This is a genomic window from Pseudoalteromonas sp. MBR-15 (assembly GCF_053628915.1).
The window spans coordinates 112,923-138,824 of the sequence record NZ_JBRJHH010000008.1 but is presented as its reverse complement, the minus strand read 5'-3'; the positions used below and the strand labels follow the sequence as shown (position 1 = coordinate 138,824).

At 41.8% G+C, this 25,902-nt stretch carries 19 protein-coding genes; 5 read left to right on the top strand and 14 right to left on the bottom strand.

Translation table 11 applies throughout. The annotated features are described in order from the left end of the window. Positions 1-48: 48 nt before the first annotated feature. Both ACSSVW_RS12470 and ACSSVW_RS12465 read right to left on the bottom strand, forming a co-directional pair. Positions 49-486 (bottom strand): hypothetical protein, encoded by a 438-nt coding sequence (locus ACSSVW_RS12470; protein ID WP_036968795.1) that lies wholly within the window; start codon positions 484-486, stop codon positions 49-51. Positions 487-614: 128 nt separating this feature from the next. After that, positions 615-1,661, bottom strand: coding sequence for an NAD(P)-dependent alcohol dehydrogenase (locus ACSSVW_RS12465; protein ID WP_036968798.1), 1,047 nt, complete (start codon positions 1,659-1,661; stop codon positions 615-617). A gap of 207 nt (positions 1,662-1,868) precedes the next feature. Here ACSSVW_RS12465 and ACSSVW_RS12460 point away from each other — a divergent pair, with 207 nt between their 5' ends. The 3 genes from ACSSVW_RS12460 to ACSSVW_RS12450 all read left to right on the top strand — a co-directional run bounded on the left by ACSSVW_RS12460 (position 1,869) and on the right by ACSSVW_RS12450 (position 5,717). After that, a complete protein-coding gene (locus ACSSVW_RS12460) occupies positions 1,869-3,611 on the top strand; it encodes an ABCB family ABC transporter ATP-binding protein/permease (RefSeq protein ID WP_454179456.1) in 1,743 nt (580 codons plus the stop codon). A 74-nt stretch (positions 3,612-3,685) separates the two neighbouring features. Continuing rightward, positions 3,686-4,399 carry a YebC/PmpR family DNA-binding transcriptional regulator gene (locus tag ACSSVW_RS12455; protein WP_065979846.1) on the top strand — a complete coding sequence of 238 codons (714 nt, stop codon included), beginning with the start codon at positions 3,686-3,688 and terminating at the stop codon, positions 4,397-4,399. Positions 4,400-4,430: 31 nt separating this feature from the next. Further along, on the top strand, positions 4,431-5,717 hold the full coding sequence (locus ACSSVW_RS12450) for a leucine-rich repeat-containing protein kinase family protein (protein WP_454179430.1): 1,287 nt from the start codon (positions 4,431-4,433) through the stop codon (positions 5,715-5,717). Between the two features lie 21 nt (positions 5,718-5,738). Here the strand turns inward: ACSSVW_RS12450 and ACSSVW_RS12445 are convergent, their stop codons facing one another. From ACSSVW_RS12445 to glk, 8 genes are all read right to left on the bottom strand, one after another. Continuing rightward, a complete protein-coding gene (locus ACSSVW_RS12445) occupies positions 5,739-6,863 on the bottom strand; it encodes a sterol desaturase family protein (RefSeq protein WP_454179429.1) in 1,125 nt (374 codons plus the stop codon). Between the two features lie 489 nt (positions 6,864-7,352). Next, entirely contained in the window at positions 7,353-7,796 is a 444-nt protein-coding gene (locus tag ACSSVW_RS12440; RefSeq protein WP_065979843.1) for a hypothetical protein, read from the bottom strand. 19 nt (positions 7,797-7,815) lie between these two features. Next, positions 7,816-8,160, bottom strand: coding sequence for a hypothetical protein (locus tag ACSSVW_RS12435; RefSeq protein WP_454179428.1), 345 nt, complete (start codon positions 8,158-8,160; stop codon positions 7,816-7,818). 124 nt (positions 8,161-8,284) lie between these two features. Next, positions 8,285-9,289, bottom strand: a complete 1,005-nt coding sequence (gap, locus tag ACSSVW_RS12430; protein ID WP_036968813.1) for a type I glyceraldehyde-3-phosphate dehydrogenase — start codon at positions 9,287-9,289, stop codon at positions 8,285-8,287. Between the two features lie 18 nt (positions 9,290-9,307). Further along, positions 9,308-9,928 (bottom strand): bifunctional 4-hydroxy-2-oxoglutarate aldolase/2-dehydro-3-deoxy-phosphogluconate aldolase, encoded by a 621-nt coding sequence (locus ACSSVW_RS12425; RefSeq protein ID WP_036968816.1) that lies wholly within the window; start codon positions 9,926-9,928, stop codon positions 9,308-9,310. A gap of 34 nt (positions 9,929-9,962) precedes the next feature. After that, positions 9,963-11,813: a phosphogluconate dehydratase gene (edd, locus tag ACSSVW_RS12420; RefSeq protein ID WP_065979841.1), complete on the bottom strand. Its 1,851-nt coding sequence runs from the start codon at positions 11,811-11,813 to the stop codon at positions 9,963-9,965. 430 nt (positions 11,814-12,243) lie between these two features. Continuing rightward, positions 12,244-13,257, bottom strand: coding sequence for a LacI family DNA-binding transcriptional regulator (locus tag ACSSVW_RS12415; RefSeq protein WP_036968823.1), 1,014 nt, complete (start codon positions 13,255-13,257; stop codon positions 12,244-12,246). Between the two features lie 28 nt (positions 13,258-13,285). Beyond that, positions 13,286-14,284 (bottom strand): glucokinase, encoded by a 999-nt coding sequence (glk, locus tag ACSSVW_RS12410; protein ID WP_065979840.1) that lies wholly within the window; start codon positions 14,282-14,284, stop codon positions 13,286-13,288. A 406-nt stretch (positions 14,285-14,690) separates the two neighbouring features. Here glk and ACSSVW_RS12405 point away from each other — a divergent pair, with 406 nt between their 5' ends. Next, complete coding sequence (locus ACSSVW_RS12405; protein ID WP_036968830.1) at positions 14,691-15,710, top strand: LacI family DNA-binding transcriptional regulator; 1,020 nt, start codon at positions 14,691-14,693, stop codon at positions 15,708-15,710. 205 nt (positions 15,711-15,915) lie between these two features. After that, a complete protein-coding gene (locus ACSSVW_RS12400) occupies positions 15,916-18,102 on the top strand; it encodes an OsmC domain/YcaO domain-containing protein (protein ID WP_065979839.1) in 2,187 nt (728 codons plus the stop codon). A gap of 97 nt (positions 18,103-18,199) precedes the next feature. Here ACSSVW_RS12400 and ACSSVW_RS12395 read toward each other — a convergent pair whose 3' ends face one another. The 4 genes from ACSSVW_RS12395 to ACSSVW_RS12380 form a co-directional block, all read right to left on the bottom strand. Beyond that, the gene (locus ACSSVW_RS12395; RefSeq protein ID WP_454179427.1) at positions 18,200-20,602 is read right to left on the bottom strand and encodes a glucan 1,4-alpha-glucosidase; all 2,403 of its coding nucleotides are present in this window, start codon (positions 20,600-20,602) and stop codon (positions 18,200-18,202) included. A 12-nt stretch (positions 20,603-20,614) separates the two neighbouring features. After that, a complete protein-coding gene (locus ACSSVW_RS12390) occupies positions 20,615-22,099 on the bottom strand; it encodes an MFS transporter (protein WP_454179426.1) in 1,485 nt (494 codons plus the stop codon). Continuing rightward, a complete protein-coding gene (locus tag ACSSVW_RS12385) occupies positions 22,092-23,957 on the bottom strand; it encodes an alpha-amylase family glycosyl hydrolase (protein WP_454179425.1) in 1,866 nt (621 codons plus the stop codon). Before ACSSVW_RS12385 ends, ACSSVW_RS12390 begins: the two co-directional genes overlap by 8 nt. 94 nt (positions 23,958-24,051) lie before the next feature. Beyond that, a complete protein-coding gene (locus ACSSVW_RS12380; RefSeq protein WP_454179424.1) occupies positions 24,052-25,902 on the bottom strand; it encodes an alpha-amylase family glycosyl hydrolase in 1,851 nt (616 codons plus the stop codon).

Sequence of the window (25,902 nt, the reverse complement as noted above, 5' to 3'; positions counted from 1 at the left end):
AGCCGGTAAAATTAATTCCTAAAATAAAAAAATGACGAAGGAAGTCGTTTAGCTGTGGTATGTAGCGCGGGCTTTATAAATAAGATTAGCGTCTTTCCAGCCACTAATACGTGATTTTCGCGCACTCGTAATAGCAAACCAAGGAACAGTCTGTGCTCTTTTAGGAGGTGCTAAGAAATGTGCTTTACCCCAGTTTTCAGCGAAAAACTCAATCAATAACTCATAATCAGGATCTACCTGACTATGGTAAAGAAATAAGGATGAATTACTGGCTGTAAGTCGGGGTAATAAAGTATCAAAACCCGACTTTTCTAAAGGCTTTGGATGAACAATAACCTGTTTATGGGCAATGATAGGGGGTTTAGTTAATTCAAGCTGATAAAATTTAGTGGCAACCAGTGGCGAATCAGTCGAAGGCGCAGCTAAGCTCTGTGCACTAAAGAGCACAGTAAATAGCAATATAATGACTGAAAAAAACCGTAACAAAGAGAAACCAATAAATTAAGCGGATAACCCCTCTATAATGAGGGTTAAAAAATAAAAAACAAGTCATTAAACACATAAAAGCGAGCCTAAAGAGGCTCGCGTTTTAGTGTTAACTTACTGCGTTGTTATCACACGTCTAATGATGACATATCAATGACAAAACGTGAGGCCATATCACCTTGTTTTAATTTATCGAAGGCATCATTAATTTCGTCCATTTTGATCATTTCAACTTCCGGAAGAATATTATGTAAGGCACAGAAATCTAAGATCTCTTGTGTTTGCGCAATTCCTCCAATCAATGAACCGGCAACACGACGGCGCCCCAATAACATCGGAACTGAGTTTGACTCAGCAAGCTCACCCACTTGACCAACTAAGACTTGCGTACCATCAATATCTAGTAATGGCATGTAAGGTGTAAAGTCATGCTTTACAGGTATGGTATTTATAATGAGATCAAATTGATTAGCATGTGCTTGCATCGCCGCTTCGTCGCTTGAGACTAATAACTCTTTTGCGCCATACGATAGCACCTGCTGTTTTTTCTTATCGCTACGGCTAATAGCCGTCACATGTGCGCCCATAGCCGCTGCAATTTTAATTGCCATGTGGCCTAAACCACCTAAGCCGATTACAGCCACACGACTGCCCGGACCCACATTCCAAGTACGAAGTGGTGAATAGGTTGTGATACCTGCACATAAAATAGGTGCGCATTTAGCTAAATCTAAACCTTTTGGTACACGTAATACAAACTCTTCGCGCACCACGATGTGTTTTGAATAGCCGCCTTGGGTTAATTCACCGCTAATTCGGTCTTGACCAGAATAAGTACCAACCATGCCTTCACGGCAAAACTGCTCTTCACCCTGATGACATTGGTCACAACTCAGGCAACTATCAACCATGCAACCTACCGCAACATGATCGCCTACTTTGTACTTAGTAACGCCGCTGCCTACTTCAAGAACACGGCCTACAATTTCATGACCTGGCACAACGGGGTACTGAGTCCATCCCCAATCATTTTCTGCAGTGTGTAAATCTGAATGGCACACACCACAATAAAGGATTTCAATCGAGACATCTTCGTCACGAAGTGCACGACGTTCAAAATGATACGGCTCTAAAGGTTTTTCTGAGGCATGTGCTGCATAACCAATGGTTTTCATGATTACTCCTTTACTTTCTTCGTGTTTACGTTTGTATTTAACTACATGTTAATGCTCTCATGTATACTGTCACCAGTATAGAGGTAAAGCTGCATTTTCACTTGCCTAAAATACCGATATGTTTGCCTATTTTTATTAAATTAATTCTAAGAGACCCCCATGCGTGGAATGAGCCGTCGAGAACAGGTTACAAAATCCCCTGATGCTATGAATTTGTCGCAAAGCATTAAAACACTGTGGCCCTATTTAATGACGTTTAAAGGAAGAGTTACTTTAGCAGTATTAGCACTGATTGCTGCTAAAGGCGCGACATTATTGATGCCTTGGGCTCTAAAAGAAATTATCGACGCCGTTGATGCCAATATTCACCCTATTTTAAGTGTGCCTGTTGCCCTATTAGTGGCCTATGGTTTACTTCGTTTTGCGAGTGTGTTTTTTGGCGAAATACGTGATGCCCTTTTTGGACGCGTAACAGAGCACGCAATGCGTCATATCGGTCTAAAAGTGTTTAAACATTTACATAACCTCGAATTGGCTTTTCATTTAGACAGGCAAACCGGCGGTATTAGTCGCGACATTGAGCGAGGTACCAATGGACTTAGCTTTTTAATGCGCTTTTTAATGTTTAATATTGTGCCCACTTTATTTGAAATTATGACTGTGGCGATTATTTTTGCCACCCTATTCTCTGCGTGGTTTGCTTTAGTGACCCTCGTGGCCGTTGCAACCTATATTGTCTTTACTGTTGTTGTCACTCAGTGGCGCAACCGATTTATTCGCGAAGCAAATGCTGCTGATAATAATTCGAATACCCGTGCAATCGACAGTTTACTTAATTACGAAACAGTAAAATATTTTAATAATGAACAGTTTGAAGCAAACACCTACGACAGTTTTCTCGCTAAATGGGAACAAGCGCGACTTAAAAACCGCATGTCGTTGCTTGCGCTTAATTCAGGACAAGCACTTATTATTGCTGCGGCCATAACGGCACTAATGTGGCTGGGCGCCAGCGATGTTGTCAATAAAGAGTTGAGTATTGGTGAGCTGGTCATGATTAATGCCTACATGATTCAGTTATTTTTACCGCTCAACTTTTTAGGCTTTGTGTACCGAGAAATCCGCCGCGCACTCACCGACCTCGAAAACATGCTCGGGCTTTTAAATAGAAAAGCAGCAATAAGCGATGACACACATGCCACACCGCTGAAATTACACAACGCAGCTATTCGCTTCGACAATGTGTCATTTAGTTACGACACGCAACGCCCTATATTAAAGCAATTAAGCTTTGAGGTAGCAGCTGGCAGTAAAGTCGCCATTGTGGGTGCCAGTGGAGCTGGTAAAAGTACCTTAAGCCGCCTGCTTTATCGGTTTTATGATGTCGATGCAGGAAACATTTATATTGATGACCAAGCAATTAATACGGTTACCCTAGAAAGTTTACGACAAGCGATTGCTATTGTGCCGCAAGACACCGTGTTATTTAACACCACAATTCGCGATAACATAGCTTACGGTAACCCCCAAGCAAGCGAGGCTGAGATTGATCACGCGATCTCACTTGCGCACCTTGATAGTTTTATTGCAAGCCTTGATAAGGGCGATCAAACACTCGTTGGTGAGCGTGGTTTAAAAGTATCGGGGGGCGAAAAACAACGCATAGCTATTGCTCGCGCAATTTTGAAAGGCTCACCGATTTTAGTGTTTGATGAAGCAACCTCGGCTCTCGATTCACATTCAGAACAAGCTATTCTGAGCGCCATGCGTGAAGTGGCTAAAAAACACACCAGTCTTGTTATTGCGCACCGCTTATCAACCATTACAGATGCCGATAAAATCATTGTAATGCAAAATGGTAAAGTGGTTGAGCAGGGTCAACATCAGCAGCTCCTCGCAGCGAATGGCGAGTATGCCCGAATGTGGCAATTACAACAGAGTGAAGAATAAAAACTGTTAACTAGCGCGCTAAATGATTAGAATAGCCGCTTTAATTTTCACTAAAACAAAAAGGCAACACGCAGATGGGAAGAGCTTACCAAAATAAAAAAGATTCAATGGCTAAAACTGCGGGTGCTAAAACCAAAGTTTATTCTAAGTACGGTAAAGAAATTTATATCTGCGCTAAGAATGGCGGTGTAGACCCTGATGGCAACTTAGCGCTGCGCCGTTTAATCGAGCGCGCAAAGAAAGATCAAGTTCCAAGTCATGTAATCGAGCGTGCAATCGATAAAGCCAAAGGGGGTGGCGGCGAAGATTATGTTGCGACCCGCTATGAAGGGTATGGCCCAGGCAACTGCATGATCATAGTTGACTGTTTAACAGACAATAACAAACGTACTTTTGCCGACGTACGTGTGTGCTTTACCAAAGCAAACGCCAAAATTGGCGCACAAAACTCGGTATCGCATATGTTTGACCACCTCGCTATTTTTGTATTCGATGGCGACGATGATGAAGCCGTATTAGAAGCATTGATGATGGCCGATGTCGATGTGACGGATGTTGAGCTTGAAAACGGTAAAATCACTGTATTTGCGCCGCACACAGAATACAACAATACGCGCACAGCACTTGAAGAAATGGGCATTAGCGACTTCGATGAAGATCTCATCGCTTTCGTACCACAAGTTGAAGCACCAATTGAAGGCGAAGACGTTGAAGTAATGGAACGTTTTTTATCAATGCTAGAAGAGTGCGACGACGTACAAAACGTTTACCACAACGCACAGTTTTAATTAACAAGGCCAACTATGTTGGCCTGAACGCATGGACTTAATTTTGAATACCCTCGAAGAGTTAAAATCAGGCGCTTTACAAGGCTGTACTCGCCTGCAACTCGCAGAAGCACTGACTGATTTTCCAAAAGAAATTTACACCCTCGCCAACACATTAGAAATTCTCGATTTATCGAATAATCAATTAAGCAACCTACCTGATGATTTCCACACGCTAAAAAACTTAAAGCGTCTGTTTTTATCATTTAATCAGTTTAAGCACATTCCGAAAGTACTAAAGCAATGCCCAAATTTAATCATGGTGGCGTTTAAAGGGAATCAAATTTGCGAGTTTGCCGAGCACAGTTTACCACGCAATATCGAATGGCTAATTTTAACCGATAACCAAATCAAAGCGTTGCCTGAATCATTTGGTGAGTACCGTAAACTAAAAAAATTAGCGTTAGCCGGTAATCAGTTAACGGCCCTACCAGAGTCAATGAGTGCTTGCCACGAGCTTGAATTGGTTCGCTTAAGTGCCAATAGGCTTTCTCACATTGATAATTGGTTGCTTGAACTGCCCAAACTTGCGTGGCTTGCATTTTCGGGCAATGATTTTAATCGTTCAGATTCTCTAGAGTCTGAGCAATTTTCTGAAATTGGCTTAGATGAACTAGATGTAAAACAGCAAATTGGCCAAGGTGCCTCGGGGTTTATTCATTTAGCACAATGGCAGCAGCGCCCTATTGCCCTTAAGTTATTTAAAGGCAATATAACCAGCGATGGCTACCCGCTAGATGAGTTAAATTGTTGCTTACAAGCAAACGAGCACCCTAACCTAATCAAAGCACTTGGCTATATAAATGAGCCATCACAATTAGGTTTAGTCATGGAGCTGATTGGTGAAGGCTTCAAGAATCTCGGTTTACCTCCGTCATTTGACACTTGTACTCGCGATACCTTTGAAAATGGCTGCCAATATAGCCCTGAGTTTGTGCTAAAGGTTGTGAAACAAATGAGCAGCACACTGGCGCATTTGCACAAAAACCATGTCAGCCATGGTGACATCTATGCGCATAACAGCATGATAAACGACAACGCTGACTTACTTTTTGGCGACTTTGGCGCAGCAACCGACTTGTCACAGTTAGTGCCGTATCAGCAGCAATGCATGCACGGCATAGAAATACGTGCGCTTGGTTATTTTATTGAAGACTTACTCACAGTCGTCAGCAACGAGAACGCCATTACCGAACAACTTGCCGCCATCGCTACAGATTGCTTACGCGTAGAAGCTATAGAGCGACCCAGCTTTAGCGAAGTATTAAACCGGTTATAAAAATAAGGCCTCGTTGAGGCTTTATTTTTGCTTTTTAAACGGAAACAACTGCTGTTTGAGCATACCTTCTGGCATGTAATCACCCACCACACCGTATTTATCAGGCCACTCGGCTTGGCCTTTTACCGCCGTGCCAAGTACGTAATCTAAAAACGAGAAGTGCGCGGCATAATTTCTATCAATAGCGGCTTTATCTGATGAATGATGCCAATGGTGAAATTGTGGTGTCACAATGATATATCTCAACCACCCAAATTTAACCCTCACATTGGCGTGATTAAATACCGCCTGAAAACCAACAATGATCACGTAAAGACTAATGACATCAGAAGGAAAACCAAGCACGAAAATAGGCGTAAGCACTAAGCTGCGAGTCACTAAAATTTCTAAAATATGCTGACGAGATCCCGCTAACCAATCCATTTCTTTTGCACTGTGATGCACAGCATGAAAACGCCAAAGCAATGGCACTTCATGATAAGCTTTATGGACAACATACTGCATTAAATCCGCCACTAAAATAATCAAAAACAGTTGTAGAACAAACGGCATTTGCACAATAAAGCCTTGTACAGTATCAGACACTGCCCACCCAAACGCATGGTGAACAAACTGGTTCGTTGCAAGCAGTACAAAGCCAATAATTAAATGATTAATAAAGAAATGATTTAAATCCCCTTGCCACTCAGAACGTAAAATCTTTTGCTCTTTGCGATGCGGTAATAATTTTTCAATAAGGATAAAAATAAGCGTAGAGCCGAGTAAATCAAGAATAAACCAATCAAGCCCTAAATACGGCGTGTTATCCCTAAAGTCGCCCACTTCAACGTTAGGACCACCAAACGCAATCGCCACTGTTATTAATACCCAAGCAGTTGCCCCCAGTCGTTTATTGGTATTACGGACAAAGTTCAACAGTCCTAAACTGCCTGAAATAATCAGTGCCACAAACATTAACTGACGTAAAAATTCGACACTGTAACTTTGTCGTAATTCTGGGGTGGTTAGGTATTCAGGGAAGTGAAAAGCCAATACACCTAAACACGATAACATCGCTAAAAAACAGGCGATATAGCCACTAATATTACCCTCGCCGATGTGAAACTGCTCAGCACGGAAGAGTCGCTTACTAATACGAGACATCATCTAAAATCCATTTAATAATTTGTCGCAGCATAGCACAGACAATTATGCGTAAAAATGGGTAATTGAATTAGCCAACGCGACATTAAAACACGAAAGCGGAATATGTTATTTGAGCGCAGCCCACTGCAACACTAAGTAAAAAACTCGCGACGAAAGTGCGCTCTGGTAGTATGTGATACAGCAACGTTGGCATTTTTTTAAGCTGCTTAAATGTTGGAAAAAACAAGGTACTATGCGACTCAAAGCGTAAAAAAAGTTGTTTAAATTTATAAAAATAAAGCTTGATACCAACTAAATGTATAAGCACAAATGTGGTTGGGCCTAAAATCTCAACTAACGCCATTAACTCGTAACCTATCATTAACTCTGGGCCAGCCAGAAGTATAACGAGAACAAGCGCGATTGATTTATAAACGCTGTTGCCTAATAAAGATTTAAATTTTTGATACATTAACTTCCCTATTTAGGTATCGACTTCCCGATAGAAATCTATTGAAATGCTTTATCAAATTTTTCTTGATCAAGGTATTTATCAAATGCGCCCAAAGCATTGCCAACACTGGGCTCTGTCATTAATTCTTGCATTGCAACTTCACCAACAAGACGAAATGCATTTTCCATTGCCCCTTGCCCACCGACATCAATAGCGGCTTTTGCTTGCTTTGGGCAGTCTTCGGTTAATAAACGCGTAACTAATGCGCCAACATAGCGATTGGTATCATCGATATCTTGTTCTGTCACGTTTGAGAACGGTTTGATAATACTGTGAGTCGACATACCCAGATAAATCCACTTGGCAAGGTTCTTACGTTCCTTACCGTTGAGTGAATCAGTTAGGCAAACAGCGAGTTGCTGCGCCTCTTGAGAAGCGAATGTATAACTAGGAAGCATTGTAACTGCACTAAGTAGAAGCGGTAGCAGGATATTTTTCATTGTTCGTCCCTCGATGTATTTAACCATAGAATTCGACTTCAGTTTTTACACCGAATGGTAAAACAAACTCCCTGAATTCAGGATCACTTTTATCTGCTTTTGGGTATTTAAGGTTGTACATATTCTTCTTGAACATATTCAAAAATTGCTTATTTTGTAATTTATTATCCAATACCCTTACCTTAACTACATCACTCGTTTGATTGACCATCAACAAAAATAAAATTTTATCATCAGAACGTCTAAAGTCGTCTTTTGCCTGTAACAAAACGTCTTTGGGGAGAGTAAAGTCAGGATAGTTATTAGTTGTGGTTGAGCCACAGGATGCTATGAGTAAACATAGTATTGGCAATACTTTATTCATTATTTTTCCCTGAAATATCGGTAAACAACACGATACTGCGAATAAAATGTTTTTTCTAGCAAAAACCAAAAAAGCCACGATAAACGTGGCTTTGTTGGATAAAGCTTAAACTTTTACGGTTCTATTATAAGAACTTACCTAGCGCTTTAACTTGGTCTAGCATGCGGTTTGAGAAACCCCACTCATTGTCGTACCAAGCCATCACTTTAACAAGCTTACCATCTACTTTAGTTTGCGTAGAATCGAATATTGAAGACGCTGGATTGTGGTTAAAGTCGATAGAAACAAGCGGTAATTCGTTGTACTCAAGAATACCTTGCATTGCACCTTCTGATGCGGCTTTAACTACTTCGTTGATTTCAGCGGCTGTTGTTTCACGCTTAGCAACAAATGTTAAGTCTACTAAAGACACGTTAATTGTCGGTACACGCACTGCCATACCGTCAAGTTTACCCGCAAGTTCAGGAAGTACTAAACCAACGGCTTTAGCAGCCCCTGTTTTCGTTGGGATCATTGACTGTGTCGCACTACGCGCACGGTATAAGTCTGGGTGATAAACGTCAGATAGATTTTGATCATTTGTATAAGCATGAATGGTTGTCATGCTACCTTGCTCAATACCCACTGTGTCGTTGATTGCTTTTGCAATTGGCGCTAGACAGTTTGTTGTACACGATGCGTTTGAGATAATGTTGCTGTCAGCGTTTAATACGTCGCTGTTCACACCATGAACAACCGTCGCATCCATATCAGTACCGGGTGCAGATACGATCACTTTTTTAGCGCCCGCTTCAATGTGCTTTGCAGCAGCTTCGCGCGATGTGAATAAGCCAGTACATTCTAAAACGATATCTACGTTTAGTGCTTTCCACGGTAAGTTGGCAGGATCACGCTCTTGTGTCAGGGTAATTTCGTCGTTACCAATTAACATGGTGTTTTCAGCAAGTGTTACTTTTTGAGAAAATTGACCGTGTACTGAGTCAAATTGCGTTAAATGCGCGTTAACATTTGCTGGTGCTAAATCGTTGATGGCAACGATTTTGATTTCGTTGTTTTGAGCTGACTCATAAAGGGCACGTAATACGTTACGACCGATACGTCCATAGCCATTAATTGCAACATTAATCATTCTAATATCTCCCGTTAATTATTTTACTTCACTTGCTTGGCGAGCAAGCGCTTCAATGGCTTGCCAGTCTTTGTTTTCAATAAGTTGTTTATCTAACATCCACGTACCCCCCACACAAATAACATTACTTAATGCAAGGTAGTTAGGTGCGGTTTCAAGGCTAATGCCACCTGTAGGGCAAAAAGTCACTTGCGGTAAAGGACCGCCAATTGATTTGAGCATCGCGGTGCCGCCCGCTGCTTCTGCAGGGAAGAACTTTAAGAACTTAAAGCCATGGCTTACTAACTTCATCACTTCACTGGGGGTTGCGGCACCGGGTAAAAATGGAATGTCAGACTCTTTAGCCAGTGCTAATAATTCGTCGTTTACACCTGGGCTCACCATAAAGTCAGCACCGGCTTCAACAGATGCATTAAATGTCGCTTTATCAACCACAGTACCTGTGCCTACGTATGCTTCTGGTACGGCTTCTTTCATTAGCTTTACTGCCTCTGCCGCAATCGGTGTGCGCAAGGTGATTTCTAATGCTTTTAAGCCGCCGTTATAAAGCGCGCGTGCTAGCGGTGCTGCATCTTCAAGTTTTTCGATTACAACAACCGGTACCACAGGTGCCGATGATAAAATTTTCTCAATGCTCATTGTATGTTCCTCATAGCCCAGTAACGGCGTATTATTATTCTAAACCGAAGGCGCTTGCGCCAAGGTCTGCACTACTTACTATATTTCTGAAACCTGCGAATAACTCTCGGCCTGTACCGTATGTTTGGCTCGGTTGGCTAAGTTGTAATTCACGTTTTGCTAATTCTTCATCACTTACATGCACCTTTAATACACCCGCTGGTGCATCAAGCGTTATCAAATCACCTTCGTGAATTTTAGCAATCACACCGCCTTCAACCGCTTCTGGTGCTAAGTGAATGGCTGCAGGCACTTTACCTGACGCACCCGACATACGGCCGTCTGTTACGATAGCCACTTTGTAACCTTGGTCTTGTAGCGTTGCCATCACAGGTGTGAGCTTATGAAGCTCAGGCATCCCTTTTGCTTTTGGCCCTTGCTCTTTTAAAACAGCAATAAAGTCAGTGTTAAGTTCACCACGGCTGTACGCTTCTTGTAGCTCACCTTGCGAGCTGAATACTTTAGCTGGTGCAGATACAACTTGGTGCGACTCTGCAACCGCTGATACTTTAATAACCGCTTTACCCAGATTACCCGTTAATAGTTGTAAGCCACCTTGTTTGCTAAATGGATTATCAATTGGGCGTAATACTTCTTCGTCGTGTGATTTTTCTGGACATGCAACCCATTTCACTTTGCTTGGCCCTGAGCTATCCGTCATGATCACTGAAGTATCTTTATCTAGCATTGGCTCAGTTGTATAGGCCTCTAAGCCATCACCTACTATGGTTTTTACATCGTTATGTAAGTAGCCTTTGCTTAATAGCTGCTTCATTAAGAAGCCCATGCCGCCAGCAGCTTGGAAATGGTTCACATCGGCTGAACCGTTCGGGTAGATACGTGTAAGCAGAGGCACAACCTCTGACAAGTCAGACATGTCTTTCCACGTCAGGATCACACCTGCCGCTTTAGCAATAGCCACTAAGTGAATCGCGTGGTTTGTAGAGCCACCTGTAGAAAGCAAGCCTACAAGACCATTAATGATCGTTTTTTCACTGACGACGTCGGCTAGACAGTTTGCATCTTTCGTTTCAATTAACTGTTTCAACATTGTTTCAACAGCATGGCCTGTTAAACCATCACGAAGCTCTGTGTAAGGGTTAATGAATGAGCTACCTGGAAGGTGAAGACCCATAATTTCCATTAACATTTGGTTAGAGTTTGCCGTGCCGTAGAATGTGCAAGTACCTGCACTGTGGTATGACGCGCTTTCAGCTTCTAAAAGCTCTTCACGACTAACCAAACCTTGAGCAAACTTTTGACGAACACGGGCTTTTTCTTTGTTAGGGATGCCAGACTGCATTGGCCCTGCTGGCAAGAAATACGTAGGTAAGTGACCAAAAGATAACGCACCAATTAATAGCCCTGGGACAATCTTGTCACACACACCTAAACAGAAAACACCGTCGAACACATCATGTGATAAAGAAACCGCAGTAGACATTGCAATCACATCGCGTGAAAACAATGACAATTCCATACCATCACGACCTTGCGTAACACCGTCACACATGGCTGGTACGCCACCAGCAACTTGAGCGGTTGCATCATACTTGGTAGCAAGGTTCTTGATGATTTCAGGATAATCTTTGTAAGGCACATGCGCTGAAAGCATGTCGTTATAAGAATTGATAATCGCTAAATTAGGTTGCTCATCTGCTTTTAAACGAGCTTTGTCATCACTGCTACAGGCAGCCATAACATGGGCGATATTACCACAACCTAAACCGGCACGGACTCTTGTTTGTTTTTTTGCGTGCGCGATTCGCTCTAAATAAGCTTGGCGGGTCTCTTTACTGCGTTCGATAACGCGTTCGGTGACTTCTTGAATACGAGGATGCAACATATAAATTCGACTCATCTCTATAGTTAGAGGATAAAGGCTCAGTGACAATTAAAGACTCCACGAAAATAATTGCACTGAGCATCTTTGATTTACCCGTTCAAAGGTACGCTGACAGGCTGTCTCTCACAACCAACCTGACACCGGTGTCACTGTATTAACTCATGACTGTGACACCGGTGTCAACCCTATCTGTTAAATTTAGTTTAATTTTTTAAAATGACCAAATAATGAACAGTACTATTTTAGCTTAGTATGAATAGAATTCATGCAAAATCATGAGAAAGAGATTTGTTGAATGATGACACTAATAAGAGTTAACTTATTAATAAACAATATATTAGATGTTTTATATGAACGGTTTATAGATCAAATAAAAAAGCCCGAAAAAGCGTCACTCAATTTCGGGCTACTGTGAAAAACAAGATGAAATTTATTTAATTGCTGCCGTTGACTCACGAGTAATCAATTTTGCTTCCAAAGTCACTTGATATGGTGACTCCTGTGGCTCACTAATATGGCTAATTAATTGTGTTACTGCTTGGTGTGTCATTTCTTCGACTGGTTGAGCAATGGTGGTTAAACCAGGCCAAATATGACGCGCAATGGGGGCATTATCAAACCCTGCTATCGAGATATCATCGGGTACTTTTAGCTGCATTTGTGTTGCTAATTTAAGGACCGCAGCAGCCATGTAATCATTTGATGCAAAAACAGCTGTCGGGCGTGGGCTTAAATCTAAAATAGTGCGCGCACTATCAACACCTGAATGGTAACTAAAGTTACCCTCTTCGACTAAACGCTCGTTAAACTCAATGCCATTAGTGGCAAGTGCGCGACGATAACCTTTAAAGCGCTGCTCTGTCGCACTGTGATCCGGGTGACCTTTAATAAACGCAATTTCTTTGTGGCCGAGCTTAATTAAATGTTCTGTTATTTCAAAAGCACCTTGCTCATCATTACTGCGTACAGAAATAGAATCATCCTCTAGCACGGCTGATGCAACACGGGCATACGGAATTTTTTTCGATTTTAAAAATGTAACGAGTTCAGCAAAATCTGAAAATGGAGGCGTTAGAACAATCCCGTCGAGTCGTGATGTTTGAAGTAACTGTTCTATATTACTGATCAGCTCTTCACCACGTAATTCACACGGGTGAATCAACAAATTATAATTGTGTTCATGACACGCAGCTAACGCACCTGTTTGTACCCGCGTGATATAACTCTTACTTGGATTATCGTATAAGCAACCAATAATAAAACTACGGTTCTGCGCTAACCCCCGTGCGATAGGGTTTGGTGTGTAATCAAGCTCTTTAAATACTTTTAGTACTTTTTCGCGTGTAGCATCACTCACGTTCGGCTCATTATTGAGCACACGAGACACTGTTTTTTTAGAAACACCGGCGTAGCTGGCGACACTATTAATGGTTACTTTTTTCATCCGATACTCATCCAACGACACTCCTTGGTTACGCGTTACTATTTACATGTAAACACGCAGCAGCACCAACCAGTGGAATGTTGTCTTGTGTTACAAGCGTAACAGGGATTTGCGACGTATATTGCGACATAATACCTTTATCAGCAAAACGCTCAACAAATCGACTAGATAATAACCGTTGTTGCATACGAGGTAAAATCCCACCACCAATAAATACACCCCCTAAGGCGCCAAATGTAAGTGAAAGATCACCCGCAACACTGCCAATCCAATCACAGAACTGGTTAAGTGTGGCTTCGCATACTTCGCACTGGCCTGTGCTTGCCAGCTCGCTTATTTGCGCCGCATCAAGGTTTTTAGCTTCAACACCTTTAACAGCGGCCATTGCGCGATATAAATGGGCAATGCCTGGACCTGAGAAGACAGTTTCTACAGATACATGGTTTAATTGCTTTTTAAGCTCTTTAATTAACTCACGGTCAAGTTCGGTCACTGCCGCAAGCGTAATGTGCCCTGCTTCACAGCTTAATACAGCACTGCCCTGCGACGTTCTCACTAAACAAGCAGCACCAAAACCCGTACCGGGTCCCATGACAGCAATATTTGCATTGTCATCAGCTTGTCCAGCTTTCACTGCAACATTTTTTGAATCATCTAAATAAGGTGCAGCATACGCAAAAGCAGCAAAGTCATTAATGACTTCTAATTGCGTAAAAGCAAATTCATTTTTAAGGTCGGCAACACTAAAGTGCCAACCTAAGTTAGTAAGGTGTACTTGTCCAGCTTTAATTGGACCCGCAACGGCTAAACATGCTCGCGACGGTTTTGCATACGAAATATGATTAAAATAATGTGATATGGCGCTTTCAAGTGAACCAAAATCTGCGCTTGGAAATTTAAGATTTTGCTCGATAACGAATTGATTTGTTTGTTCGTTAAAGTCTGTGATTAAGGCAAAACGCGCATTAGTGCCACCAATATCGGCAACGAGAATGGGATCAAATTCTGTGTTAGGCTGTGTGTTCATGTTGTTTTCTCTATTTGTCTAAGCTTTTTGCCGCTTATTCTTATATTTTTCAATGGCCTAGCCACTGTATTTGATAATACTTTGAGCTATCCTCTCAAAGCAGCTATCTTTAGTATTAAAAAAATGCTGCCCAAATAAATGGGCAGCCAAATACGTTTTGACAACAAAATGATAAAACAGCGACATTATGACACCGGTGTCAGCCTTGAATCAATAAAAATTTTCATTATTTACCCATGCATACGTATTTATTCACTAAAATGACAGTGTAGGTATGGATAAAAAGTAAAATAAATGCTTGCTTATTAACGTATTTCGCTTTGCTGTGTGACTCATCACAAATTGCTTGAAAAAAATAATAAATAGCCGAAAATGGCACTCACTGACACTGTAACTTGGTAACCATATGAAAGGTAAGGCTACATCATTTGACATTGCACACTATGCGGGTGTGTCTCAGTCAACCGTGTCTCGCGCACTCAGAAATAGTCCGCTGGTCAACGAAGAAACACGTCGGCGAGTACACGAGGTCGCAAAACAGCTTAATTATAAAGTAGATAAAAACGCCAGTAACTTGCGCACGCAACAAAGCAGTACCCTCGCGCTGTTACTCTTTGAAGATCCTACATCGGATGAGTCACAAATAAATCCTTTCTTTTTGGCCATGCTTGGCAGTATTACGCGTGCTTGTGCAAAAGAAGGCTACGATTTATTGGTTTCCTTTCAGTCAAGTAGCTCTGATTGGCAAGCCGACTATGAAGATAGTCACCGCGCTGATGGCCTAATATTACTTGGCTATGGCGACTACTTAGACTATCAACCCAAGTTTAGAACCTTAATTGAGCAAAACACCAAGTTTGTTTGTTGGGGAGCCAGTGTAGATAACCGCCCTGACTTAACGGTTAGCTGTGATAATTATGGTGGCGGAAAAATGGCGGCGCAGCATTTACTGGCAACCGGTCGCACCGATTGTGCTTTTATAGGTGATGCATCAGACCATAGCCCTGAATTTTTTGCTCGCTACCACGGTTTTAAAGATGCCTTTTTGGCAAAAGGGATTACTCTTAGCGAACGAAAAATGGCCAATGCAATTTCTACCGAAGAGTCAGGTTACCATGCCACTCGTTCACTGATTGCTAATAATATTCGCTTTAACTCGCTGTTTGCTGCGAGTGACTTAATTGCTATTGGTGCTATTCGGGCTTTAAAAGAAGCAAAAATCAACGTGCCCGACGATGTTCATGTTGTAGGGTTTGATAATATTGCTGTTGCGAGTTTTGTTAATCCACCGCTTACAACAGTACAGCAAGACACCACACTCGCAGGGCAAATGTTAGTTGATAACCTTTTAAAACTAATTCGAGGTGAACCGGTTGAGAACACCCTACTCCCGCCGCGTTTAATCATTCGAGGTTCAAGTATTTAAATCGCTAGATAAAGGCTCTTAAGCGAGTCAATCTCTAGCCATTTTCATTCACTGACAATTCAACCACCATTAAAATGGCTTTTTTTTCGATTTACCCAAGACTATTACCGCGAAAAAGCAGATAATTACACCTATTATGATGAAAACGCTATTAGCAAGCTTTTAAAGTTTGTAGTAGCTAAGCGCACTAAGGTGGAATTTTTTAATGGAAATTAAAGTTAATTTTCTCGACAACCTCAGACTTGAAGCCAAGTTTGATGACTTCTCTGTCATCGCAGATCAACCTATACGCTATAAAGGCGATGGTTCAGCACCAAGTCCTTTTGATTATTTCTTAGCGTCTTCTGCACTGTGCGCCGCTTATTTTATTAAAGTGTATTGTAACTCTCGAGATATCTCGACGGATGGTATTCGTGTTGCACAAAATAATATTGTTGATCCTGAGGATCGTTACAATCAAATATTTCAAATTCAAGTCGAATTACCAGAGCACCTATCCGAAAAAGATCGCACGGGTATTTTGCGCTCAGTAGAGCGTTGTACAGTAAAACGTGTTATTCAGACAGGCCCTGAATTTAAAATTGATACCGTAGAAAACATTGAAGCCGATGCGCAAGCAATGTTAATGGCAAAACCTGATGAAGATCATAACACCTTTATTTTAGGCAAAGACTTACCGCTTGAAGAAACCATCGCGAATATGACCGCGATACTCGAAGACTTAGGGATGAAAATAGAAATTTCATCTTGGCGCAATATTGTGCCAAATGTATGGTCGTTGCATATTCGTGACGCCGCATCGCCTATGTGTTTTACCAATGGTAAAGGCGCAACCAAAGAAAGCGCACTGTGCTCTGCGCTTGGTGAGTTTATAGAACGTTTAAATTGTAACTTCTTCTATAATGATCAATTTTTAGGTGAAGAAATAGCAAACAGCGCATTTGTTCATTACCCAAATGAAAAATGGTTCAGCCTAACCGACGATGACTCCCTGCCTGAAGGTATATTAGACGACTACACGCGCGACATTTATAACCCCGATGGCGAATTATGTGGCTCTCACCTAATTGATACTAATTCAGGTAACACAGCGCGCGGAATTTGCTCTATTCCATATGTGCGCCATTCAGATGGTGAAACTGTTTATTTTCCATCAAACTTGATTGAAAATTTATTCTTAAGCAATGGTATGAGTGCGGGTAATAACTTTGCAGAAGCAAAAGTACAGTGTTTGTCAGAGATTTTTGAACGGGCCGTTAAACGCCAAATAATTGAGCAAGAAATTGCTCTTCCAGATGTACCTGACGCAGTCTTAAATAAATACCCAAGCATTGTTGCTGGCATTAAAGGCCTTGAAGAACAAGGCTTTCCTGTTGTTGTTAAAGACGCATCACTGGGTGGTCAATTTCCGGTTATGTGTGTCACGCTAATGAACCCAAAAACAGGCGGTGTATTTGCCTCGTTTGGCGCGCACCCAAGTTTTGAAGTCGCATTAGAGCGCAGCCTTACAGAGCTGTTACAAGGTAGAAGCTTTGAGGGCTTAAACGATGTTCCTAAACCGACCTTTAATAGCATGGCCGTGTCGGAGCCAGAAAATTTTGTTGAGCACTTTATTGACTCAACAGGGGTTATTTCATGGCGCTTCTTTAGTGCGAAGCATGATTTTGAGTTTGTGGAGTGGGATTTCTCAGGCACAAACGAAGAAGAAACCGCGAGCTTATTCGGTATTTTAGAACGCTTAGGTAAAGAAGCCTACATTGCAGAGTTCTCAGATCTTGGTACTGCGTGTCGTATATTAGTCCCTGATTATTCTGAAGTTTACCCAGTCGAAGATTTGATTTGGGATAACACTAATAAAGCCCTAAATTTCCGTGAAGATATTTTAAATCTGCACCGTCTAACTGAAGATCAACTGGCTGATTTAGTTGAGCGATTAGAAGAAAGTGAGTTAGATAACTATATCGATATCATTACGCTAATCGGTATCGAATTTGACGAAAACACGGTGTGGGGTCAATTAACAATTCTTGAGCTTAAGTTATTAATTTACCTAGCATTGGGTGATTTAGAAGCCGCTATGGAGCTAGTTGAAGCCTTTTTACAATACAACGACAATACCCTTGTTGAACGAGGTCTATTTTATCAAGCGATGCATGCAACACTGGAAGTTGCGCTTAGCGATGACCTAGAAATTGAAGATTACATTCACAACTTTACGCGTATGTTTGGTCAAGAAACCATGGACGCCGTGGTTGGCTCGATTAATGGGGATGTTATGTTTTATGGTTTAACCGAAACAAGTATGAAACTTGAAGGCTTAGACAGACATCAGCGTTTAATCGACAGCTACAAAAAGTTGCACGCAGCGCGAGCAAAAAAAGCAGGTTTATAAGGCACAATCAGACACAATCATTTTGCTGAACTGATAAATAAAAAAACCGCTGAGGGTTAAAGCTCAGCGGTTTAATTTTAATATTTAAATGCTCAATTTACTTCAAAGCATCTTCGACAACAGGGTAATGATCCCACACATGTTTATCGCTTAAAGAGCGAAGTAATTTAATGTACTCTGCATGCGTCCACGCAAGTGGTGTCGCTGAGTTCGTCCCTTCGCCTAACTCATAGCCAGCTTTATTGTTACCAACACCATCCCACACTTGCTCAGGTAGCATCATGCCTTCATTAGCAAATGCTTCCATGCCTTTTACATACGTGTTTTTGATCGTGTTTTGTTTCATCGCATTTAAGCTATTGCTGGCATTTGCTGCGGCAATTTCATAGTGACCGCGTTCACCCGTGAAAAACGGCCATACTCGCCCACGCTGACCTGGGGTATTATTCCCCCCTTCTGCGTAGTTATTGCCCGTTACTTCGTCTTCGCCGTAACCATCATTACCATAACGGCGGTAGCCTGGGAATGACCCAGAGCCATCAGCAAAGTTAAAGGTATAGCGCACTTGTAGGTTATCAATTAAGCTTTCGTCATCATATTCTGGAAGCGTTTTAACAATGCTTGGTGCAAGCGCATCACGAACACCGTAGCGAACCAGCTCTAAAAATCCTCCGTCCAGAATTTGCTTTTTGTCGAAGCCATCACGACCATTATTCGCATTAAGCGTGGTCGATGAGTTTGGATCTTTATCTTGGCCAATGCGAATGAAATATTCTCCATCGGCATTGTCTGATTTTAGGTTACCTTGCGTGGTAAACATGGTGCTTTCGATTTCACTATTGTATTGCTTAGCGGTTTCTAAGTAACGCACTGCGTTTTTAGTATCACCTGCTTTTTTGGCAATATCAGCAGCAGTAACTAGGCCCGCTACAACAGCTGCAGTCGTAGAAGGTGAGTAACCGTTTTGTTCTTCCCAGCGCTCTTGCTGCGTTGCGGGTGGGGCAATTTGTGTATCATTCCACAGAATCTTTGCAAGGCCACCGTCTACCAAAAAGTCAGCCGCTGGTTTGAGCATTTTGCCATACCACTGTGTTAACTCTTGGTCGCTAAGTACGTCGGCTTGATGAAGTTTCCATGCAAGCATAATTGGCATAGCCGTTTGGTCAAGTTGCACACCAACCCATTCAAGTTCACCATCAACGTGTGTTTTTTGTAAGAACCAACCAGTGTCTCCCCCATTACCAGGAGTACGAGCGGTAACTTGTACTTTTTCTAAATATTCAAAGGCTGTCTTAGCTGTTTTAGTATCGCCCATGGCCATAAACGCCATAGCCACCTGATAAAAGTCACGTACCCAGACTGCTTTATAGCCTGTAGAACCTGTTTTAGCTGAGACCGTTTCACCCCATGGGTTTGATAACGACGCAATTAGTGCCCCCGCATGCGTTTTATCTTCTTGCGCCTTTAATACCATGGCACTGGTATAAAGTAGTTTGCCATTATCAGCGGTACTGCTAGTTAATGTACTAAGGGGCTCAAGGCTTGCTAAGTAATCTTGCCAACCAATTGCATCACCTTTACCGTTATAGGCATCTAGTAACTTTTGGTAACCTTGACTTAAGCTTGCTTGACCTTCTTTTAAGCTCGCAGCTTCTGATTGACCAAAACTTAGTGCTAAATCGAATGTTGTATTAGTTGAAATATCACCCAGTTCAGCAAGTAAACTAACGTTACCCGATTGCTCACCGGTATTTTGGTACGTTGTGCCAAGTGATTGCGACATTTTAAGTTCTTTTAAACCGTCGCTTATGCCCGTAAAACCAACCGTTGCCTGTTTGAATGGCTGACTAGCTTGCAGTGATAAGAAATTATCGTCTTGCCATGCAACTAAGCCTTTATCAGTTACTTTAGCAAAATCGTCTAGGCCGTTATTATCAATATAAGGGTTCACATTCACATAGGCTTTAACGCCTTCTAAATCGGTATTAAATACGCTGCGTACAAACAGAGTTTGGCCGTTTGGATCAGTGAAAATATGCTTTTCTAAAGAGAAACGACCTTGCTTATCTTTGCTTACCACTTTATAGGCAAGTGAAAGTGGCCGACCTGCTTCATCTTTGTATAGATAATCAATGCTGACATCAAGATCATCATTTTCTGTCACAGTAAAATCTTTGCCTACCACAACAAATTGCATATCTTTAATTTGTGCTTGGTGAATAAGACCAAACATGGTTTCAGTGATCATGCCTTTGGCAATTGAAAACCACACTTTTGACACTTTACCAGTCGCAGCTGAATCATCATAATGACCCGCTTTATATTGCTCATAGGATGTGCCAATACCTGTTTTACCTGAATAAGCCCAAAATGGCTCAACACCGGGCGCGCCCGGGGCTGAAATCTGCGTTAACGCTGTTGTTGATACAGATTGCTCAGAGCTACAAGCCGTTAAACCTAAAGCAATAAAACTTGCCGTAATAAGATTAATTTTTTTCATTGTGTGTCCTTATTATTGTTGCTTAACGCGAAGTACAGCGAACGCTGCCAGTACGAGCGACACAGCACCTAGCACTAACGCATAAATGGGTTGGTTATCGAAGAAGTGGCGTAAAATCAAGCCTAAAACACTCGCCGCAAGTAACTGTGGGATAACGATAAAAAAGTTGAAAATCCCCATGTATACCCCCATTTTTTTAGTGGGTACAGAGGTGCTTAACATGGCATACGGCAGTGATAAAATAGATGCCCATGCAAAGCCTACTCCTATCATGGGCCAAATAAGTAGACTGGGGTCTTTAATAAAGATAAAGCTGGCAAGTCCCAAGGCACCCAGCACTAGATTGATTGCATGCGCCAGTTTTAAACCACACTTCTTAACGATGACCGGGATACATAATGCTGCAATGGCTGCAAACCCGTTGTACGCTGCAAACAAAACCCCAACCCAATCGGCTCCGTTGTTATAAGCCAGTGAGCCTGTGTCACTACTGCCGTAATGAAAACTGGTTACCGCTGAGGTTGTATAAATCCACATAGCAAACAGTGAAAACCAGCTAAAAAATTGCACTAAAGCCAGTTGCTTCATTGCCTCAGGCATTGTGAATACATCATTTACTACTTGATAAAAGCCACCAGAGGTTGCATTTTTAGCTTTTAACGCTCCCGCAATGAATTGAATAACACCAAAACTAATTAAACCACCCGCTAATAAATAAAGCTCTTTTTCAAGTGATAAACCCGTGACAATGCCCAGCACCACGATACCAAGCACAGTAAAAATAACCGCACCTTTATTAAAGTTTACATTACTGTGAGTGGCGTTCTGTGCGTCGCTGTGTTCTTGTTCATTAAATCTTTCAAGCTGTTCTGGTGAATATTCTTTGGTGGTAAATATGGTCCAAAAAACGGCAACAAGAAGTACAACTGCACCAAAGTAAAATGAAAACTTTACCGAATCAGGAATTTGACCCGCAGGTGCAGTGTTAGCAATATCAAACCAGTTTGTCATCATCCACGGTAAAGCAGAGGCAACAACCGCACCAATACCTATAAAAAAGCTTTGCATGGCATAACCAGTTGCACGTTGCTTCTTAGGTAGGTTGTCGCTTACCAGCGCACGGAAAGGCTCCATAGTGACATTAATAGAGGCATCCATAATCCATAGCATTCCCGCAGCAATCCACAGGCTGGGCGAATTTGGCATAATAAATAACGATAACGTTGTTAAAATTGCACCGTAGAAAAAGAATGGACGACGACGGCCTAGTTTATTCCATGTTTTGTCGCTCCAGTAGCCAATAATAGGCTGAACAATTAAGCCTGTTAGCGGTGCGGCAACCCACAAAATAGGGATGTCATCAACATTCGCGCCAAGGGTTTGAAAAATGCGGCTCACATTACCATTTTGTAATGCAAAACCAAATTGGATACCGAGGAACCCAAAACACATGTTCCATATTTGCCAGAAGCTTAGCGTTGGTTTGTTATTATTCATAATCAGCCTTTAGGGTATATACTGCGCTGCTTAAGCCGTTCAGTTTTAATTGAATGGGCGCCTGTTTTGTTAGGTCAGAAATAACAATGTCGGCATGACTTTCTAAGTTATCGGTAAGGGTAAGTGACGTGTGATTAAGCGTGGGGAGTTGCGTTGCATTAAGTGTAAATGACACAGTTTGAGACGCTTGTGAGAAGTTACTCACTACCAACACCAATTGCTGACCTAGCTTGCGGGTAAAGGCTATTACTTGCTCTGAACCAGTTAGCTCAACTGCTTGCATGTCACCGCCCACAATGGCAGGTAACGTATTAAGTGACATTAGTTTTGTGTAATAGGCGCGCAGTTCTGCTTGTTCTTTCGTTAATGCCCCACCATCAAACTTTCCATCATTCATCCATGCTTGATGCGCTGGCACACCCACGTAATCAAAAATACTGGTACGGGTTGGGTCACCAAATCCAGCGTCTTCAGAGCCATCTTCACCCACTGCTTGGCCAAAATACAGTAATGTCGGCGAGCGAGTCATCAGTGTTGATACCACCATAGCTGGCTTCCCTTTTTCGCTGCTACCCGCAAAATCAGGACTAGCAATACGTTGCTCATCATGGTTTTCTAAAAAGTGCAGCATGTGCTCTTCAATATCGGCCACTTCGCTTTGGATATCAAAAATACTAGTGGCAGGTTGCTTACCTTGCATAACAGCTTTAACGGTATCGTAAAAACCAACTTTGTCGTAAAGGTAGTCCATCTTGCCTTGCTGAATATAAGGACGATAAAGGCTTGGGTTGTATACTTCAGCTAAAATAAACGCATCCGCTTTTTGCATTTTGATAGATGAATTTAAAAAACTCCAAAACTCCACTGGCACCATTTCGGCCATATCATAGCGAAAACCATCCACGCCTTTATCTAACCAGTAAAGCGCGATATCACGGAATTTATACCAGCTGTTTGGTAAGTCTTTGTCTTGCCAGAATGCATAGTGAGCGCGGTAGTCTTTACTCGCATAATCAGCTGGCAACGTTGGAAAATCATAACTGCCGTCAGGCTTAACACCGTAGTTAATTTTTACTGTTTCGTACCAATCATTAATATCTGGTTTTGCTTCGCGAGCTCCATTACCCGTCCATTTAGCGGGCGTTTCATCAAAGTGATTATCAGCAAGTGGGTGTGGCTGCCCACCTAAAACTTGGTAACCTTCACTTGTAGGTACTTGGAATGATTGACCTGTGACATAGTAAAAGTTGTTATCACGTACGTAAGCTTGTGTTGTATCGTCTTCAGCACCAAAGTCTTTAATTCCTTTTGGTTTTGCTACTGAGTCATAATTACGCGCCACATGATTAGGCACAATATCGATGATGACTTTCATGCCATGCTGATGCGTACGTTCGATAAGCTCTACAAACTCTTCTAGCCGACGTTCAGGGTTTATCGCTAAGTCAGGGTTTACATCATAATAGTCTTTAACAGCATAAGGTGAACCTGCTCGGCCTTTTACAACGTCAGGATCATCTTGCGATAAGCCGTAGTGTGTATAGTCAGTCACTAACGCATGACGTGGTACGCCAGTGTACCAAATGTGGGTAGTACCAAGCTCTTTTATTCCCTTTAATGCTGCGTCATCAAAATCAGCAAATTTACCCACTCCGTTTTCTTCAAGCGTCCCCCATGGTTTATTTGTGGTGTTGGTATTACCAAATAAGCGGGTAAACACCTGATATACGACGGGCTTCGACACTGTTGCATGTGTTTGCTGTTTTTGTGTGTGCTGTTGTGTTGTTGCTTCATTACCACAGGCTGCTAAACCTAAAATAGAAGCCACGACTAATGCAGTTAATTTATATGTTGTCATCACTACTTCATTATTCTGTAAATATCAGTTAATACTAATGTTAAGGGCTACTCACGGACAGTAAATGCATACGTATTCACCCTAAAACTCACAATTATTCAAGTTCAATTAAGCGTGCTTGCATGGCTTTTAAGCGAATAGGCACAGTTAAAGTAACTGATTCGTTACTCATTAAGTCGACCCCCGTTTGAGTGTTTTTAAGTACTTCTTGCATATAACTGACATCCCACTCAAGGTCATGTTGGTTTTTATTCAATAACACCACAACTTTTTCACCATTGTGCTCGCGCACATAGCTGTAAACACCTTGCTTAGGTGAAAAATGCATTAAACTCCCTTCACTAAGCGCGGGCTTTTCTTTGCGCAGCTTCAGCAATGTTTGCATTGTGCTTAACATGTCTTTTTGGTCTTTAGAGAGTCCTTCACCGGTAAAGGCATTGACTGTATGTGCTCTAAAACCACCCGGGAAATCAATTCGAATATCACCATGGTCGTTACTTGGGGTATTATCTAATAGCACCTCTGTGCCGTAATAAATTTGTGGAATTCCGCGTGTAGTCAACAGTAATGTCATTGCCAATTTTGTTTTAACTAGATTTTGACCCAGCTCTGTATAGACACGGCTCATATCATGATTGTCGGCAAACACTAAAATATTATCGGTATCTGCATATAAAAAATCATTCGCAAGTGATTGGTATACCCTGACCCAGCCCGTGTTCCAGCTTTCTTGTTCATTCAGTGCTTTAATAAGCGCCTCTTGCAATGAAAAATCCATGACACTGGGTAAGTCTGAGGTATAACCATCTTGATTTATTTTTCCGCGTTGCCAGTACGATGCAATTGCAGGATTACTTGTCCACTCTTCACCCACAATATTAAAATTGGGGTATTCGGTCATAATCGCTTTAGTCCAATCTGCTAAGAACGCTTTATCTGAGTATGAATACGTGTCGACGCGAATGCCGCTCAAGTTAGCGTATTCAATCCACCAAATGGCATTTTGAATAAGGTAAGTCGACAATAACGGTTGACGCTGATTTAAATCAGGCATCGACTCAACAAACCAACCATCATTAAATTGGCGCTTATCGTATTGGCTCGCATGTGGGTCTTGAATTGTTTGACGGGCATGCGTTGTGGCATTTTTACCTTTTTCAAACTGACCATCAAAGTTAACCCAATCAGCTGTTGGCATATCAGACATCCACTGGTGCGATGAACCAAAGTGATTAAGAACCATGTCCATCACTAAACCGATACCATGCTCTTTTGCTTTCACTGATAGCGTTTTATAGAGCTCATTACTGCCCATACGCGGGTCGACCTTGTAAAAATCTGTGATTGCATACCCATGATAAGAGTAACTTGGCATATTATTTTCAAGTACAGGTGTTAGCCAAAGTTGAGTGACGCCTAAATTTTCTAGGTATTCAAGACTATTAATCACACCTTGAATATCACCGCCATGGCGACCGCCCTTAAACTTAGGGTTTGCTGCCTCTTGCATTGAAGCGATACTATCGTTCGTTGGATCACCGTTAACAAATCGGTCAGGATTTATTAAATACAGTGTGTCTTTATTTGTAAATCCTGGGCGCTTTGCACTGTTTTTATTGCGGGTATTTAACCGATATGTAAAGACAGTTCCATTTGACGCTTTAAAGCTAAGTTCACCTGCTTTTGCATTATCGCTGATGTTTAAATTCAGAAATGCGTAGTTAGCATTATTCGTTGTTGTAACCCCTTTAAACTCAACGCCTTTGTAAGGCAACATCTGCCAAGTTTGTTTCGCAATGTTGCCCTCGTGAAGCATAACTTGTAACGATTCGTTCTGCATGCCCACCCACCAGCTTTCTGGTGAGGCAGTGATTGCATAACTCGCTGTCGAATTTAAAAGCGTTAATACGGTGCTTACTGCAAAAATTGTATGTGTTTTTTTCAT

Bases quoted from the DNA above. Each gene is read 5' to 3' on its own strand.
- ACSSVW_RS12405 (WP_036968830.1), top strand. From the start codon at position 14,691: ATGAAAGGTAAGGCTACATCATTTGACATTGCACACTATGCGGGTGTG.
- ACSSVW_RS12415 (WP_036968823.1), bottom strand. From the start codon at position 13,257: ATGAAAAAAGTAACCATTAATAGTGTCGCCAGCTACGCCGGTGTTTCT.
- edd (WP_065979841.1), bottom strand. From the start codon at position 11,813: ATGTTGCATCCTCGTATTCAAGAAGTCACCGAACGCGTTATCGAACGC.
- ACSSVW_RS12465 (WP_036968798.1), bottom strand. From the start codon at position 1,661: ATGAAAACCATTGGTTATGCAGCACATGCCTCAGAAAAACCTTTAGAG.
- ACSSVW_RS12435 (WP_454179428.1), bottom strand. From the start codon at position 8,160: ATGAATAAAGTATTGCCAATACTATGTTTACTCATAGCATCCTGTGGC.
- ACSSVW_RS12395 (WP_454179427.1), bottom strand. From the start codon at position 20,602: ATGAAAAAAATTAATCTTATTACGGCAAGTTTTATTGCTTTAGGTTTA.
- ACSSVW_RS12445 (WP_454179429.1), bottom strand. From the start codon at position 6,863: ATGATGTCTCGTATTAGTAAGCGACTCTTCCGTGCTGAGCAGTTTCAC.
- glk (WP_065979840.1), bottom strand. From the start codon at position 14,284: ATGAACACACAGCCTAACACAGAATTTGATCCCATTCTCGTTGCCGAT.
- ACSSVW_RS12460 (WP_454179456.1), top strand. From the start codon at position 1,869: ATGAATTTGTCGCAAAGCATTAAAACACTGTGGCCCTATTTAATGACG.
- ACSSVW_RS12440 (WP_065979843.1), bottom strand. From the start codon at position 7,796: ATGAAAAATATCCTGCTACCGCTTCTACTTAGTGCAGTTACAATGCTT.
- gap (WP_036968813.1), bottom strand. From the start codon at position 9,289: ATGATTAATGTTGCAATTAATGGCTATGGACGTATCGGTCGTAACGTA.
- ACSSVW_RS12455 (WP_065979846.1), top strand. From the start codon at position 3,686: ATGGGAAGAGCTTACCAAAATAAAAAAGATTCAATGGCTAAAACTGCG.
- ACSSVW_RS12380 (WP_454179424.1), bottom strand. From the start codon at position 25,902: ATGAAAAAAACACATACAATTTTTGCAGTAAGCACCGTATTAACGCTT.
- ACSSVW_RS12390 (WP_454179426.1), bottom strand. From the start codon at position 22,099: ATGAATAATAACAAACCAACGCTAAGCTTCTGGCAAATATGGAACATG.
- ACSSVW_RS12385 (WP_454179425.1), bottom strand. From the start codon at position 23,957: ATGACAACATATAAATTAACTGCATTAGTCGTGGCTTCTATTTTAGGT.
- ACSSVW_RS12400 (WP_065979839.1), top strand. From the start codon at position 15,916: ATGGAAATTAAAGTTAATTTTCTCGACAACCTCAGACTTGAAGCCAAG.
- ACSSVW_RS12425 (WP_036968816.1), bottom strand. From the start codon at position 9,928: ATGAGCATTGAGAAAATTTTATCATCGGCACCTGTGGTACCGGTTGTT.
- ACSSVW_RS12450 (WP_454179430.1), top strand. From the start codon at position 4,431: ATGGACTTAATTTTGAATACCCTCGAAGAGTTAAAATCAGGCGCTTTA.